General features: G+C 65.5%; 16 protein-coding genes. 9 read left to right on the forward strand and 7 right to left on the reverse strand.

Annotated elements, in window-relative coordinates; translation table 11 throughout:
• Window positions 1–5: 5 nt before the first annotated feature.
• The 5 genes from AC1DV8_RS11685 to flgF all read right to left on the reverse strand — a co-directional run bounded on the left by AC1DV8_RS11685 (window position 6) and on the right by flgF (window position 4,973).
• Window positions 6–1,514, reverse strand: coding sequence for a carboxypeptidase M32 (locus AC1DV8_RS11685; RefSeq protein WP_477157578.1), 1,509 nt, complete (start codon window positions 1,512–1,514; stop codon window positions 6–8).
• Between the two features lie 198 nt (window positions 1,515–1,712).
• Window positions 1,713–2,453, reverse strand: a complete 741-nt coding sequence (flgH, locus tag AC1DV8_RS11690; protein ID WP_477157579.1) for a flagellar basal body L-ring protein FlgH — start codon at window positions 2,451–2,453, stop codon at window positions 1,713–1,715.
• Window positions 2,454–2,473: 20 nt separating this feature from the next.
• Window positions 2,474–3,421 carry a flagellar basal body P-ring formation chaperone FlgA gene (gene flgA / locus AC1DV8_RS11695; RefSeq protein WP_477157580.1) on the reverse strand — a complete coding sequence of 316 codons (948 nt, stop codon included), beginning with the start codon at window positions 3,419–3,421 and terminating at the stop codon, window positions 2,474–2,476.
• 14 nt (window positions 3,422–3,435) lie between these two features.
• A complete protein-coding gene (flgG, locus tag AC1DV8_RS11700) occupies window positions 3,436–4,221 on the reverse strand; it encodes a flagellar basal-body rod protein FlgG (protein ID WP_477157581.1) in 786 nt (261 codons plus the stop codon).
• A 14-nt stretch (window positions 4,222–4,235) separates the two neighbouring features.
• Window positions 4,236–4,973 carry a flagellar basal-body rod protein FlgF gene (gene flgF, locus AC1DV8_RS11705; RefSeq protein ID WP_477157582.1) on the reverse strand — a complete coding sequence of 246 codons (738 nt, stop codon included), beginning with the start codon at window positions 4,971–4,973 and terminating at the stop codon, window positions 4,236–4,238.
• Between the two features lie 276 nt (window positions 4,974–5,249).
• Between flgF and AC1DV8_RS11710 the strand changes: the two genes are divergently transcribed.
• The 5 genes from AC1DV8_RS11710 to AC1DV8_RS11730 all read left to right on the forward strand — a co-directional run bounded on the left by AC1DV8_RS11710 (window position 5,250) and on the right by AC1DV8_RS11730 (window position 11,822).
• Complete coding sequence (locus tag AC1DV8_RS11710; protein WP_477157583.1) at window positions 5,250–5,741, forward strand: flagellar basal body-associated FliL family protein; 492 nt, start codon at window positions 5,250–5,252, stop codon at window positions 5,739–5,741.
• Window positions 5,741–6,898, forward strand: a complete 1,158-nt coding sequence (gene fliM / locus AC1DV8_RS11715; protein WP_477157584.1) for a flagellar motor switch protein FliM — start codon at window positions 5,741–5,743, stop codon at window positions 6,896–6,898. Before AC1DV8_RS11710 ends, fliM begins: the two co-directional genes overlap by 1 nt.
• Entirely contained in the window at window positions 6,898–7,329 is a 432-nt protein-coding gene (locus AC1DV8_RS11720) for a DUF6468 domain-containing protein (RefSeq protein ID WP_477149612.1), read from the forward strand. Before fliM ends, AC1DV8_RS11720 begins: the two co-directional genes overlap by 1 nt.
• Window positions 7,329–8,333 (forward strand): MotE family protein, encoded by a 1,005-nt coding sequence (locus AC1DV8_RS11725; protein ID WP_477157585.1) that lies wholly within the window; start codon window positions 7,329–7,331, stop codon window positions 8,331–8,333. The genes AC1DV8_RS11720 and AC1DV8_RS11725 overlap by 1 nt, the downstream gene beginning before the upstream one ends.
• A 114-nt stretch (window positions 8,334–8,447) precedes the next feature.
• On the forward strand, window positions 8,448–11,822 hold the full coding sequence (locus tag AC1DV8_RS11730) for a hypothetical protein (RefSeq protein WP_477157586.1): 3,375 nt from the start codon (window positions 8,448–8,450) through the stop codon (window positions 11,820–11,822).
• Here AC1DV8_RS11730 and fliP read toward each other — a convergent pair.
• Together fliP and AC1DV8_RS11740 are read right to left on the reverse strand one after the other, a co-directional pair.
• A complete protein-coding gene (gene fliP, locus AC1DV8_RS11735) occupies window positions 11,819–12,613 on the reverse strand; it encodes a flagellar type III secretion system pore protein FliP (protein ID WP_477149609.1) in 795 nt (264 codons plus the stop codon). The genes AC1DV8_RS11730 and fliP overlap by 4 nt on opposite strands.
• Window positions 12,564–13,181: a hypothetical protein gene (locus AC1DV8_RS11740; protein WP_477149608.1), complete on the reverse strand. Its 618-nt coding sequence runs from the start codon at window positions 13,179–13,181 to the stop codon at window positions 12,564–12,566. The genes fliP and AC1DV8_RS11740 overlap by 50 nt, the downstream gene beginning before the upstream one ends.
• A gap of 190 nt (window positions 13,182–13,371) precedes the next feature.
• Here AC1DV8_RS11740 and flgB point away from each other — a divergent pair, with 190 nt between their 5' ends.
• From flgB to fliQ, 4 genes are read left to right on the forward strand one after another with little or no spacing between them, the layout of a single operon-like run.
• On the forward strand, window positions 13,372–13,770 hold the full coding sequence (flgB, locus tag AC1DV8_RS11745; RefSeq protein WP_477149607.1) for a flagellar basal body rod protein FlgB: 399 nt from the start codon (window positions 13,372–13,374) through the stop codon (window positions 13,768–13,770).
• A gap of 3 nt (window positions 13,771–13,773) precedes the next feature.
• A complete protein-coding gene (gene flgC, locus AC1DV8_RS11750; RefSeq protein WP_477157587.1) occupies window positions 13,774–14,187 on the forward strand; it encodes a flagellar basal body rod protein FlgC in 414 nt (137 codons plus the stop codon).
• Between the two features lie 23 nt (window positions 14,188–14,210).
• Window positions 14,211–14,537: a flagellar hook-basal body complex protein FliE gene (gene fliE, locus AC1DV8_RS11755; protein ID WP_477149605.1), complete on the forward strand. Its 327-nt coding sequence runs from the start codon at window positions 14,211–14,213 to the stop codon at window positions 14,535–14,537.
• 29 nt (window positions 14,538–14,566) lie between these two features.
• Complete coding sequence (gene fliQ / locus AC1DV8_RS11760; RefSeq protein WP_477149604.1) at window positions 14,567–14,833, forward strand: flagellar biosynthesis protein FliQ; 267 nt, start codon at window positions 14,567–14,569, stop codon at window positions 14,831–14,833.
• Window positions 14,834–14,835 lie beyond the last annotated feature (2 nt).

A 14,835-nucleotide genomic window follows, 5' to 3' on the forward strand; every position in this document is an offset into this window, starting at 1 on the left:
CCCGATCAGCCCAGATAGCGGCGCGTCAGGTGCTCCTGGAAGTGCTTGGAGTTCAGTTTCTCGCCGGTCGCGCGCTGCAGCAGGTCCGGGGTCGAGTACTTGCTCGCCTGGCTCCAGATCTTCTCCCGCCGCCAGTCGTTGATGCCGACGAAGCGGCCGTTGCGCATGTCCTCGCGGGCGCTGGGCTGGTCGCGCTCGATGGCGCTCCACAGCTGTGCCGCGATGATGGCGCCCAGCGTGTAGCTCGGGAAATAGCCGATGGCGCCCGACGGCCAGTGCACGTCCTGCATCGGGCCATCCTTCATATTGTCGATGGTCGAGAGACCCAGGTACTCACGCATCTTGGCGTCCCAGGCCTCCGGCACATCCTTGGGCGCGAGCTTGCCGCCGATCAGGTCCTGCTCCATCTCGAAGCGCAGGATGACGTGCAGCGGGTAGGTGGCCTCGTCGGCGTCGACGCGGATTAGGCCGCGCTCGATGAAGTGGACATGCGCCAGCACGTCCTCCAGATCCCAGCCGGCAATCGCTTCCTCACCGAGCTTCTCGCGCACGTGCGCCATGGCCCATTCCCAGAACTCGGGCGAGCGGGCGATCTGCTTTTCGACGAACAGGCTCTGGCTCTCGTGCATCGCCATGCCGCGCGCCCGGCCGACCGGCCAGTGCGTCCATTCCTTCGGCAATCCCTGCTCGTAGAGGCCGTGCCCGGTCTCGTGCAGGATGCCCATCAGCGAGGTAAGGAACTCGGCCTCGGTGTAGCGGGTGGTCATGCGGATGTCGGTCGGCACGCCGCCGCAGAACGGGTGGTGCGAGACGTCCAGCCGGCCATGCTCGAAGTCGAAGCCGACGGCCTCCATCATCACGAGGCCGAGGGCCTTCTGCTTATCTATGGCGAACGGCGCGTTCAGCGGCTTCAGCGGGCGCTTGGCCAGTTTTTCTTCCTGATGCGCCAGTGCGGCCGGGACGAAATCCCTGAGGAACGTTTTGAGGTCGGCGAACACCGGCGCCACGTCCGCAACGCGGTTGCCCGGGTCGTACTGCTCCATCAGCGCGTCGTAAGGCGACAGGCCCAGTACATCGGCGCGCAGTTGCGCCTCTTCCCGCGCTGTCGCCACCAGCCCTTCGAACGCCGGCAGAAAGCCCGCCCAGTCGCCGGTCGGCCGCAGTTCGCGCCAGAGCTGCTCGGCGCGAATGCGGGCGTTCACTTGCTTGCGGACGAAATCGGCCGAGAGGCAGGTCATGTTGGTATGGACGCGGCGGAACTCACGGATCGCGAGCGTCTGCATCTCATCGAGCGGCTCGGCCTCGGCATCGCCCAGCCAGTCGCCGACCTCGGGCGCGGTCGCCATCTCGTGGTACATGCCCGCCAGCGTTCCCATGGTTTCGGCGCGCTTTTCGCCACCGCCCACCGGCATCATCACCGCCTCGTCGACGCCCAGCATCGACTGCGCGTGCTCGATGGCTTCGAGCTTGCGGCTCAGGGCATCGAGTTTGGAGAAGGCGGAATTGGCGGACATCAGAGTCTCCGAAATGCGAGTGGCGAGTAGTGAGTAGCGAATAGGACCGTAGAGGTCACGCCCAAACGATCGTTGCATTTGAATGGGGAAAGGGCGCAGCCGGGGAGACTGCGCCCTTGATGGCGGGCTCTATTCTGGAACCTGCCGGGGCCGATCGCACCAATGGGGGATTGCGCGGTCGGCGAGGGGGGAAGGGAACTAGAAGGGCAGGATCGCGTCGGCGATCTGCTGACCGTAGCGCGGCTGCTGCACCTGAGTGATCTGGCCGCGGCCGCCGTAGGAGATGCGGGCTTCGGCGATCTTGGACGAGGGAATGGTGTTGTCGGCGTGGATGTCTTCCGGCCGTACGATACCGGCGACGATAAGTTCGCGAACCTCGAAATTCACCCGCACTTCCTGCCGGCCTTCGATCACCAGGTTGCCGTTGGGCAGCACCTGCACCACCACCGCCGCGACCTGGGTGGCGAGGCTTTCCTTGCGGTTCACCGAGCCCGAGCCGCCGTCGGCCATGTCGCCCGATGTCGTGATCTTTCCCGAGGCCTGCACATCGGCCAGCGGCACCTTGCCGCCGAAGATCGAGCCCAGCACACCGCCGACACTGCCTTCCGATGACGAGTTACGCTCGCGGTCAGTGGAGTTGGAGATCTTGGCACTGTCGTCGATGGTGACCATAACCGTCAGGATGTCGCCGATCTTGTGGGCGCGCTGGTCCTTGAAGAAGCCGCGGGCTTCGTTGGAGAACAGCGAGTTCGGCTGGTAAGAGGCCACCACCGGTTCCGGCATCGGCATCTGCACCGGGCGGTAGCCCGCCTGTGCCGTGGGATCGGCGATGGCGGTCAGCCGCGGCTGCTCGCCCACCAAAGCCAGCTGGTCGAAGGTCGAGCACCCGGCGAGGAGCGCGGTGAGGGCGAGAGCGGCGAAGAGTTTCATCGGGTTCATTTCGTTTGTCCTTTCGCCCATCACAGCCCGGCGACCTGAAGCTTCGTGGCAGCGGTGGTGATCTCCACCGCGCCGTTGGCGGTCGCGACGCCGTTGAGGATTTTGCGCGTAACGGTGTTCATCACCTGCACCGGCTGGCCGACCACGGCATCGGCTAGCGACTGCCCGACCACCGTGAGAGTCATCGGACCGGTGCGCAGCAGCACGGTCACCTGGGTATTGCGGTGCACGGCCAGCGGCTCGGTCACGTCGGCGGCCTTCAGCATCACGCCGGCGCGCGAGTTGCGGCGCAGCTGCTTGCCGATCAGGTCGTCGAGGTTCTCGATGCCGGACTGGTCGGCGTAGTCCAGCGGCACGCGCTTCATCTCGATATCGTTGGGGCCGAGTACCGCGCCCGCCTTGAGCGAGGCGGCGAGGTGCGGAACCTCAACCAGCATGTCGAGGCTGCCTGATACATCGACCGGCAGTTCGACGCCGGCGATCTGGAAGCGGGCCACAAAGCTCGCTGCGCCCGGCTGATAGTGCAGCGCCAGCAGGGTCACCGGCGCTTCGACTGCCTCGGCATTGAAGCTGAGCGCCGGATCGGCGAAGCGGGCGTGAAGCTCGGCACCGGCCGGCAGCAACCCACGCTGTGCCAAGTCGGCGGAGATGAGATCCGAGAGCGTCGTAGCATCGACCACCGCGGCGCGGCGCTCGACGCGGACATTGAGCAGGCCATCCTGGCTGTAGTCGCCGACGCCCGCCTTGGCCGCCGCGGCACGCACGGCATCGAGGCTGACGATGCCGGTGGTGCCCGGTGCTGGCGCGCGGAACAGCGCGCGCTCGGCGAAGAGCCCCGCGTCCTCGAACATGTCGCCGACGGTGATGACCGGATGGTTGACCGAGACTTCCGCCTTGAGCACCGGCGCCGCAAAGGCGGTGGAGCTGGCGAGGAGGGAGATCAGGGCAGGGAGGATGAGCTTGTGCATCTAGGTTCTCCCAGTCAGCGCAGCTGGCTTGCCGATTGCATCATCTCGTCGGCACCGGAGATGACACGGGCGTTCATCTCGTAGGCGCGCTGAGCGGCGATCAGGTCGGCGATTTCGGTGACGGAGTTGACGTTCGAGCTTTCGAGATATTCCTGCAGCAGGTCGCCCATGCCGTCCTGGTTGGGTGTGCCGACTTGCGCCGGGCCGCTCGAGGCGGTTTCCAGGAACAGGTTGTTGCCAGCAGAGGAAAGGCCCGCCTTGTTGACGAAGCGCGCCAGCTGCAGCTGGCCGACGGTGGTCGGCGTGGTGTCGTTGTCGAGGAACACTTCCACGGTGCCGTCCGGGCTGATCGAGACCGAGTTGGCGTTGCCCGGGATGGTGATGCCGGGCTGGATCTCGTAGCCGTCGACATTGACCAGCTGGCCTTCCGGGCTGCGCTCGAACGAGCCGTCGCGGGTGTAGCCGGTGCGGCCGTCGGGCATCTGCACCACGAAGAAGCCCTCGCCGCGGATGGCGACGTCGAGTTCCTTCTCGGTCGGCGCCACCGTGCCCTGGCTCATCACCCGCGGCGTGGCAGCGGTGCGGACGCCCGAGCCGATCTCGATGCCGACGGGCGCCATTGTGCCCGTCTCGGAGGTCGAGCTGCCGGCGCGGCGCTGCGACTGGTAGAGCAGGTCCTGGAACTCCGCACGCGCCCGCTTGTAGCCGGTGGTGCGCATGTTCGCGATGTTGTTGGAAATGATTTCGACGTTTCGTTCCTGGGCAGCCATGCCGGTCGAAGCGATGTAGAGGGCTTTCATCTTATGTGCTCCGATCAGCCGTTGAGGGTGCCGAGTTTCTGGATCGCCGTGCGGCGCTGGTCGTCTTGCTTGGAGATCAGCGAGGCGACGCTCTCGTAGGCGCGCTGCACGCGGATCATCTCGGTCATCTCGCCGACGCCGTTGACGTTGGACTTTTCGATCGAGCCCTGCAGGACGCGGGTGGCAGTCGCGTCGATCGGATCGGTGCCCGACCAGAGGTTGCTGCCTTCGCGCTCGGTGGCCTGCGGGTCGGCGAACTCAACGATGCGCAGGCGGCCCTTCTGGCCGGCGCTGGACGAGATCGAGCCGTCTTCGCCGATGGCGATGTCGGTCTCGCCGGCAGCGAACTGGATCGGCCCGCCATTGCCGAGCACCGGGTTGCCGTTGAGATCGACCAGTGTGCCGGTGGCATCGATCGCGAGAGAGCCGGACTTGGTGTAGCGCTCGCCCTGTGGGGTCTCCACGGCGAGGAAACCTTCGCCGTCCAGCGCCACGTCCAGCGGATTGTCCGTCTGCACCAGGGCGCCACCGGCCATGTCGTGGATGGTGGTCCAGTCCTCGGTGTAGCTCAGCGGCTGGTCGAGGGTCGGGAAGTCGCGGTCCTTGGCGACCGGCATCAGGTATTCCTCGAACAGCAGCTGTTCGGATTTGAAGCCGGTGGTGTTGATGTTGGCGATGTTGTTCGCCACCACGTCCATTTGCCGCTGCAAGGCAATCTGCCGCGACAGGCCGATAAGCTGCGCATTTTCCATGGCGCCAAGTCCCCGTTAAGTCCCAGAGCCGTCCGACCTCCCCAGGCCGTCAGGCTCGCTGTTAACAGTGCAGCAACCATGCCAAGTCGCGATCATTAGAAAAATCAACAAGTTAGCCTGAAAGCCAGCTCGGCAAAGCACTCCACCCGGCACGACGTGTGGCAAAAACTGCCCGGCAATTTGTGCCGCCTCGGGTCAGTTCGTAACTAATCGTTAACCCTCGGGCGATTAGCTCGATCCTGACCGGAATCGTTCGGTGGGGCAGGGGTTTGGGGCATGGCGGCTGAAGCCGATATCGAGGGTGGCGAAGTCGCCGCTCCCGTAAAGAAGAAGCTGCCCATCATGCTGATCGCCATGATCGTAGCGGCCGTGGTGCTGCTGGGTGGCGGTGCGGCTGCGTACTTCCTGCTGTTCTCTGCCCCCAAGGATGCCAGCGCCGAGGCGCACCTCGCGGCCGTGCCCGAAACCTTCATCTTCAACCTGCCCACCATGACGGTGAATCTGCGCGGCGACGGCGAGCGTGAGCAGTTCATGAAGCTCACCGTGGCGCTCGAAGTCGCCAATGAAGAGGTGATGACCGAGATCCAGCCGCGCATGGCCAAGGTGGTCGACGCTTTCCAAGTGTACCTGCGCGAACTGCGCAAGAGCGATCTCGAAGGCTCGGCCGGCATCTACCGGCTGAAGGAAGAGCTGCGCCGGCGCGTCAACATCGCGATCTTCCCGGCGCAGGTCGACTCGATCCTCTTCAAGGAAATCCTGGTGCAGTAATGGCCGGACCGGGCGAGCAGGACAAACTCACTGACGACTGGGGCCTCGACGGCGGCAGTTCGGCTGCGACGCCTGCGGCAGGCGGCGAGGACGAGCTGGGCGCCGAGTGGGCGGCCATGCTCGAGAACGAGGGCGATGCCGGCGCGGCCGATCGCGTCCTGAACCAGGACGAGATCGACAGCCTGCTCGGTTTCGATCCCAATGCCGGCGGCGGCGCCGAACTCACCGGCGTGCAGGCGCTCATCAACTCGGCGCTGGTCAGCTACGAACGCCTGCCGATGCTCGAAATCGTCTTCGACCGGCTGGTCCGGCTGGCGACGACGTCGCTCCGCAATTTCACCTCCGACAATGTCGAAGTCGCGCTCGACTCGATCTCCTCGGTGCGTTTCGGCGACTATCTCAACTCCATCCCGCTGCCCGCGATCCTCTCGGTGATCAAGGCGGAGGAATGGGAGAACTATGGCCTGCTCACCGTCGACTCGGCGCTGATCTACTCGATGATCGACGTGCTGCTCGGCGGTCGACGGGTCGGCGGCGCCATCCGCGTCGAGGGCCGGCCGTACACCACCATCGAGATGGCGCTGGCCCGCCGGATGATCGAGGTGATCCTCGAAGACACGCACCGCGCCTTCGAGCCGGTGACCGAGGTGAACTTCAAGGTCGAGCGGCTGGAGACCAATCCGCGCTTCGCAGCTATCTCGCGCCCGGCCAATGCGGCGATCCTGATCGAACTGCGCATCGAGATGGACGATCGCGGCGGCAAGATCGAAATCCTCTTGCCCTACGCGACGATCGAGCCGATCCGCGAGCAGTTGCTGCAGATGTATATGGGCGAGAAGTTCGGCCGCGATCCGATCTGGGAAGGCCACCTCGCCACCGAGATATTTGCTGCCGACGTCGAGGTCGACGCGATCCTCCACGAAATGGACCTGCCGCTGAGCCGGGTGCTGACGATGCAGCCGGGCGACACGGTGATGTTCGATCGTACGCCCTCCGACCCGATCGGTCTGCGCTGCGGCGATGTCGAGCTCACCGAAGCGATCATGGGGCATATCGGCAACCACGTGTCGGTGCGCGTGTCGCGCCCGCTCAACGGGCCGAAGGTAACGATGGCGGCCTTCGAGGCCATCGATGAAAACAAACGGGAGGGGCGCTGATGTTCGGTTTGCCACTGGGTCTCGTGATCGAAACGCTGGTCACGATTTTGCTGGCTACGACAATCGGATATTGCGTGATCCTCAACCAGCGCCTCAAGCGGTTGCACTCCGATCGCGGCGAGCTCAAGCAGATGGTCGCCGACCTGGTGCAGGCCACCGGTCTCGCCAACGCAGCGATCCAGGAGCTGAAGCACACAGCGCAGGAGGCCGAGACGGTGCTCGAAAGCCGGTTGGGCGAGGCGGAGCGGTTCGGGGTCGAACTCGCCAACCATGTCAGTGCCGGCCAGCAGATCATGGACCGGCTGGCCCGCATCACAAGCGCCGCGCGTGGCACCCAGCCGTTCGACGATCGCCTCGATGAACCCAACAAGGTGCAGTCGGCGCTGCAGCAACTCTCGATGCGCCCACGGATCAGGGGCAACGCAGCCTGATGAAGACGCCGCGCCTGCTCCCGGTCGTCATAGCTGCCGCCACCGCGCTCCTGCTCTTCAAGGGCATCGGGCTGGTGACGACTGGCGGCTATGTGCTGACCGGCACGGGCAGCGCGATTGCCGCCGGGGGTGCTGGTGGCGGGCACAGCGGTGGCGCGGCAACGGCAGAAGCTGGCACCGATCCGACCATGGCGCTGCCAGCCGACGCCACGATGGCCGATACCAGCCCGACGCTCGACGACGGCGCGCCGGTGCTGCCATTGGGTCCCGAGGATGCGGCTGAGGGCGGCGCTCACGGTACCGAAGTAGCCGCCACCGAACCCACTGAAGAGCCCGCTGCTGCGGACCATGCCGCGGCCCCCGTGGAAGTCGCCTGTCCGCCGGACGCTCCCGCCGAAGCTGCCGGCCAGGAGCCGCCCGCAGAAGCCGCCCCGGCAGCCGATGCCGGCGTCCTCGAATGCCCACCCGCGGCCGCGGTCAACGAGCACGGCGACGCCCTGCCGATGGAGGTGGACAGCGCCGGCGTGATGGCACCGATGGCGGTCGATGCCGGTAGCGAGGCCGACCTGCTGGGCCGGCTCGGCGAGCGCCGCGATGCCCTCGACTCGCGCGAAAAGGAACTCGATATGCGCATGGCGCTGGTCCAGGCCGCCGAGAAGCGGCTGGACGAGCGCACCGCCACGCTCAAGGCCATCGAGGCCAAGATCAATGCCCTGGTCGACGAGAAGAAGTCTGCTGAGAAGGAGCAGTTCACCAGCATCGTCGCCATGTACGAGACGATGAAGCCCAAGGAAGCGGCGACCATCTTCAACCAGCTCGATATGCCGGTGCTGCTGCGCGTTGCGCGCGCCATGAACCCGCGCAAGATGGCGCCGATCCTCGCCCGCATGGATCCGATGAAGGCGAAAAGCCTGACGTCCGGCCTGGCCCTCGAGGAGGCCGAGCCGACCCTCGACGTCGCGGCCGAAGACCTCAACAGCCTGCCGCAGATCGTCGGGCAGTAACTCCCGCTGAAGCCACGATTTCTCCTCGTTTCTGACGGTGCCGGTTAGGCCCCCGTTAAGCCCGCCTGCCTATGCTCGCCACACTAGAAGAGTGTAGGGCGGGCAGAAGCCGGCATGACATCACGGGTCGCATATCGGCGAGGGACGCTTGCGTTCCCGTGGCGCTGGGTTGCGCTGGCGCTCTTGATCGCCTGCAGCCTGTGGCCCAGCCTCGCATCGGCGCAGGAAAAGGCGCAGATCTTCGCCACGCCCGAAAAGGGTTTTGGCCGGCTGATCATCGCCTTCCCCGACCGGATGGATCTGCCCAAGTACAAGGTCAAGTACGAGAACGGCGTGCTCGCCATCGAGTTCGAGCAGCCGATCAGCATCCTCCTTCCCGACATCTCGCTCGCCATGCCCGAATACGCGACGATTGCGCGGGTCGATCCGGACCAGCGCGGCATCCGCATCGGTCTGCGCACCACCTTCAACATCAACCGCATGGATGCCGGCGAGAAGCTCTATATCGACCTGCTTCCCACCAATTGGGTCGGCCTTCCGCCGTCCCTGCCGCCCGAAGTGGTCGCGGCGCTTGCGGATCGTTCGCAGCGCGCCGCTCTGCTTGCCGAGCAGAAGCGCAAGGAAGAAGAGGCTAAGGCGTTGAAGCCGGTGGCCTCCGTGCGAGTCGGGCGCAACCCGACTTTCCTCCGCATCCAGTTCGACTGGAACGTCGATGCCAAGGCCAAGTTCGCGCTGAAGGGGACCAAAGGTTCCCTCGGCTTCGACTGGCCGGTGCCCATCGATCTCTACGCGTTGAAGGCCGATCTCCCGGGGGAATTCAAAGGCGCCACCAATGCCGTCAGCCCCGCCGGCTCCGTGATCGATTTCGCGGTCGCCGAGGGCGTGGTGCCGCGCTTTTACCAACTGTCGCCACGCCAGTTCGTCATCGACGTGGATATCGCTCCGGCCGAGGGGCTTAAGGCAGCCCTCGCCGCCGAGGAGAAGGCCAAGCAGGCGCGCCTCGATCTCGAGGTGGCCGCCGCCGAGCAGGAGGAGCGGCGCGCCGCGCGCCTCGGCCTCGAGACCGGCAAGGACGATACGACCGATCTCTATCCCACCACGCGTGGCGTGGTGACGCCGTCGGTGACGACGGTTGGCAATACCGTCCGCGTCGCCTTCCCGTTCGATGCCGATACCCCGGCGGCGGTGTTCCGCCGCGGGGACACGGTGTGGATGGTCTTCGACACCCCGCAGTCCGTCGTTGCCCCGCCGCCTTCCGATGCGCTGTCGAGCATCGCCACGAGCGTCGAGACGGTCAGCGCTGGTGAAACCAAGGTGGTCCGCATGGACCTGGCGGTCGACCGGCTGGCGACGCTGGGATCAGAGGGCCGGGCCTGGGTGCTGTCGCTTGGCGACGCGCTGCTCAGCGCTACCGAGCCGATGACGCTCGACCGCGAGCGCGACGAGGAAGGCCGGTTCGAGATGACCGCCGACATCGAGCGCCCGGGCAAGGTGCACGTGCTGCGCGACCCCGTTGTCGGCGACACGCTCCGCGTTGTTACCGTCATGCCGCCGGCCCGTGGCCTGACCCGCAACCTGCAGTTCGTCGATTTCGATGCGCTGCGCTCGGCCCATGGGCTGGTGATCAAGCCGCGCAACGACGATCTCGACGTCGAGATCGAAGAGAAGGTGGCGGTGATCTCCGCCAAATCCGGCCTGACGCTTTCGGCGCTCGAAACCTCGCGCAAGCTCGATGCCGGCAATTCCCCGGAGTTCCGCCAGAGCTATCTCGATCTCAGCGTCTGGCGCGAGGACAACCCGGAAAAGTTCACCGCCCGCAAGGAAGAGGCCATGGCCCGGGCCGCCGGTGCCGAAGGCCGCCTCAGGGATGTGGCGCGGCTCGACCTCGCGCAGCTCTATGTCGGCAACGATCTCTCCTACGAGGCCATCGGCGTGCTCGGTGTCCTCGATGCGGAGTTAAAGAGCGAAGACCTGCGCAAGAAGACCAAGCTGGTGCGCGCCATTGCCGATACGCTGGCCGGACGCTGGCGCGACGCTTTGTCGGCGCTCAACAGCGGCACTTTCCCCGAGGAGAGCGATGCTCTGCTGTGGCGCGCCATCGCCCGCACCGACGCCGGCGATTTCCGCGGCGCGCGGCTAGATGCGCTGGCTGCCGAAGGCATCGCCGACACCTATCCCTCCTGGGTGCAGATCAAGTTCCTGTTCGCGGCGCTGCGGGCGGCGGTCGAAACGAACGATACCCCAATGGCGCTGCGGCTAGTCGCAGAGGTCGATTTCCCGATGCTCGACCCGGAGCAGGTCAGCTACTTCCAGCTGATGCAGGGTCGCGTTGCCGAGCTCGAAGGGCACGACCAGGACGCCGTCGACACTTATGGCCAGGTGATCGCCTACGACTTCCGCCCGACCCGCGCCGAGGCCGTCTACCGAACGCTGTTGCTGCTGCGCAAGGAAGGCAAGGTCGACCTCGCCAAGGCCACGGACACGCTCTCCGCCGAAGCGCTGATGTGGCGGGGGACGGCGCTCGAAGCCGACATGCAGAAGCTGTTGGCCGAACTCTACTTCGCCAACCGCGACTATCGCGACGGCTTCGATGCGGTGAAGCAGGCTGCCGCCAGTTTCCCCGAAAGCGCCTCGACCGACACCTTGCTCAGCGAGGCCCAGTCGACCTTCGAGGATCTCTACCTCAACGGCGCCGCCGATACCCTGAGCGATCTCGACGCGCTGTCGCTCTACTACGATTTCCGCCAGCTCACGCCGCCCGGTGCGCGCGGCGACGAAATGATCCGCAATCTTGCCCGCCGGCTGGTGAAAGTCGACCTGCTGACGCAGGCGGCGGACCTGCTCGAATACCAGATCGACAGCCGCCTCACCGGGGTGGCGCAGGCGCAGGTCGCGGCCGACCTGGCGCTGATCCGCATCGCCGACCGCAACCCCGAGAGCGCGCTCCGGGTGCTCAACCGCACCCGTCTCGCCGACCTGCCGCCGCAGCTCGAGCGGCAGCGACGCATCCTCGAATCCCGCGCGCTGATCGATGCCGGCCGGCAGGAGCTGGCGCTCGACCTGATCTCCAAGCTCGACGGTAAGGACGCCGACATCCTGCGCGTCGACGGCTACTGGAAGTCGAAGAACTACGCCATGGCGTCCGAACTGCTGGAAGTGCTGAACGCGCCGGCTCCCGGGGTCACGCAACTGCCGCAGCCGGCCCGCATGAGCGTGGTCAAGGCGGCCGTCGGTTTCGTCCTCGCCGGCGACGAACTCGGCCTGTCGCGCATCCGCTCGAAGTTCGCCGAGCAGATGGCGAACTCGGCCGAGTGGCCGCTGTTCGAATACGTCACCCGCGACATCGCCCCGCAGTCGGTGGAGTTCCGCAAGGTGGCCCGTGAGGTGGCGAGCGCAGATTCACTCGATGCGTTCCTCGCCTCGTACCGCGAGCTCTACGGCAGCGCGGAGACCATGGTGCCCGAAAAGTCGGCGCCCGGAGCGGCCTAGGTACTCACGAAGCTGCGGATCAGCGAGCCGGCGACGAGGTGCCAGCCGTCTACCAGCACGAAGAAGATCAGCTTGAACGGCAGTGAGATCACCACCGGCGGCAGCATCATCATGCCCATCGACATCAGCACCGACGCCACCACCATGTCGATGATGACGAAGGGCAGGAACAACAGGAACCCGATCTCGAAGGCGCGCCGCAACTCGGAGATCATGAAGGCCGGGATCAGCACCTGCAGCGGGATCGCGGCGCTGTCGGCGGGCGGGGGCGTCGACGACATGTCGAAGAACAACTGCAGGTCGGCGGGCCGAACGTTCGCGGCCATGAAGTCGTGCACTGGCCCCGAAGCCCTGGTGAAGGCCTCTTCGATGGGGATGGTGCCTGCCACCAGGGGCGCGATGCCGTTGTCGTAGCTCTGCTGCAGCGTCGGCCCCATCACGAAGATGGTGAGAAACAGCGCCAGGCTGACCATCACCGAGTTGGGTGGCGCGCTCTGCAGCCCGATGGCGGTCCGCAGCAGCGACAGCACCACGACGATGCGGGTGAAGCTCGTCACCATTACCAGGATCGACGGGGCCAGCGACAGCAACGTGATCAGCCCGACGAGCTGAACCGCCCGTTCGGTGATCGTCGCATCGTTGCCGAAATCGATCGAGATGTCCTGCCCGAAGGCAAAACCCGGGAGGATCAGGGCTGCGAAAAATGCGACGAGTGTGAGGACGCGCCGAAGCGCCGGGCGGTTACCGGGTTTCCGCCTTGGGTTCGTCCCCGAGATTGCGTTGAGCGCCAAGCGCAGCCCGCCCGTTGTCCATGCCTGCGGGCGTTGTAGCTGAGTCGGCTTTGCCGCGGCCGGAGTTATCCCCAGTCATCGGCGGCATCGGAATCACCGCGGGCTCCATGGTGCTCACGGGGCGCAGCAGGCCGGTATGGCGCAGCGAGGTCGATTTGCGCGCCCCGCCGGGGCGGACGAACTCGCGCAGCTTCTCGATTTCGGACTTGGTGAGCGTGGGGGTGGGCGGCGGCGGCATTTCGAGATGCGCCGGACGATGCGCCGGCATGGGTGGGCGCTCAACCGGGATGCCGGTTTCGACGACGACATCCTGCGGTCCGCCGGTCAGGATCAGGTGCTCGACATTGTCGCGGCGCACGATCAGCAACTGCCGCTTGGCGTCGACCTGCATGTGGTCGATGACGCTGAGCCGCCGGTTGCGGCCGCGGCCGACCACGGTACCCGTACGGGTGACGAGTTTCAGGGCCCACAGGCCGAGGACGATCAGCACCAGGACGATGCCCAGCGCCAGCACCGAAGTAACGATCGTTCCCCCCGATTCCCCGAGCAAACTCGTCATGAACTGCATGGTGCCGACTCCCTGTCCGCTCGGGGTGGCCATCCGAACGCAAATCAGTGGAACTTCTTGCCGAGTAATGCGCCAAGATTATGCAAAATGCGAGACATCTGGCCGTGAAGAAGCTCGTGGTTAATGTCTCGTTAACGTCTGGTAGGCAGGATTTGCCCAGTTCTTAAGGGGATTCCGGACCCACCTCACCATGAAATTAGGACTGCTCGACGCCATCAGCGAAAAGATGCGGTGGCACCAGGCGCGCCAGAGCCTGCTCGCCGAAAATGTCGCCAATGCCGACACGCCCGGTTACCGCGGTCGCGACCTCAAGGCCTATGGCTTCGAGGAGCACATGAAGAACCTGTCGACGACCAAGATCGCGACCGTGGCGACCCAGCCCGGTCACATCTCGGTTGCCGGCACCGACTCGGACGGGTTCGGTGCCCGCTCGATGAACAGCTTCGAGATCACCCCCGAAGGCAACGGCGTCACGCTCGAGGACGAGATGATGAAGGTTGCCGGCAACCAGATGGACTACCAGGCGATCACCGCGCTCTATACGCGCTCGGTCAAGCTCATCAAAACCGCCCTCGGCAAGCAGGCCTAAGCGATGAACGACTTTCTCTCGTCCCTGAAGATCGCGGCGACGGGCCTCCACGCCCAGACGGCCCGCATGCGGGTCATCGCCGAAAACCTCGCCAACGCGGATTCTGCCGGCAAGACGCCGGGCGAGGACCCCTACCGGCGCAAGATCCCGACCTTCAAGGCGGTGATGGACAACGAGCTCGGCGCCACCAAGGTCGAGATCGGCCGCATCGCCTACGACCAGTCCGACTTCACCTCACGCTACGAGCCCGGTCACCCGGCCGCCGACGCCACCGGCTATGTCCGCTATCCCAACGTCAACTCGCTGATCGAGACGATGGACATGCGCGAGGCGCAGCGCAGCTACGAGGCCAACCTCAACGTCGTCACCGTCACCCGGCAGATGCTGGGTTCCACCCTCGATATCCTGCGCGGCTGACGCGCCTTTCCGGAGCCTCCCAGATGGCCATTCCAATCAACGCCGCCACGGCTGCCTATTCGAACGCGGCCAAGCTCATGGGGCAGGGCGGCAAGCCACAGCTACTCAACCAGGTCGCCGACCTGGGGGGCGGGCAGGACTTCGCCAAGATGCTCGGCCAGGCCGTGCAAGGCGTGGTCGATAGCGGCAAGGTCGCGGACACCAAGGCGATGGAGATGGTCAACGGCAAGGGCGACATGGTCGACGTGGTCACCGCCATCAGCCAGACCGAACTCGCCATGGACACCATGGTCACGGTCCGCGACCGGGTGATCTCGGCTTATGAGGAAATCATGCGGATGCCGATCTGACGGTTCGCGACTCGCGGTAGGAGTAGCGAATGACCGGCGCCACAGTTCTCGATCTCGCCCGTGAGGGCATCTGGGTGATGATCCTCGTTGCCGCACCGATGATGATCGTCGGGCTGGTCGTGGGCGTGGTCATTGCGCTGTTCCAGGCCCTGACCCAGATCCAGGAAATGACGCTGGTGTTCGTGCCCAAGATTCTTGCGATCTTCGTCACCATGCTCCTGGCGCTGCCCTTCATGGGCGCGATCCTCAGCGGCTACATGACCAAGCTCGCCGACATGATCATCGCCGGCAGCTGACG

The organism is Devosia sp. P3_B2, from assembly GCF_056402875.1.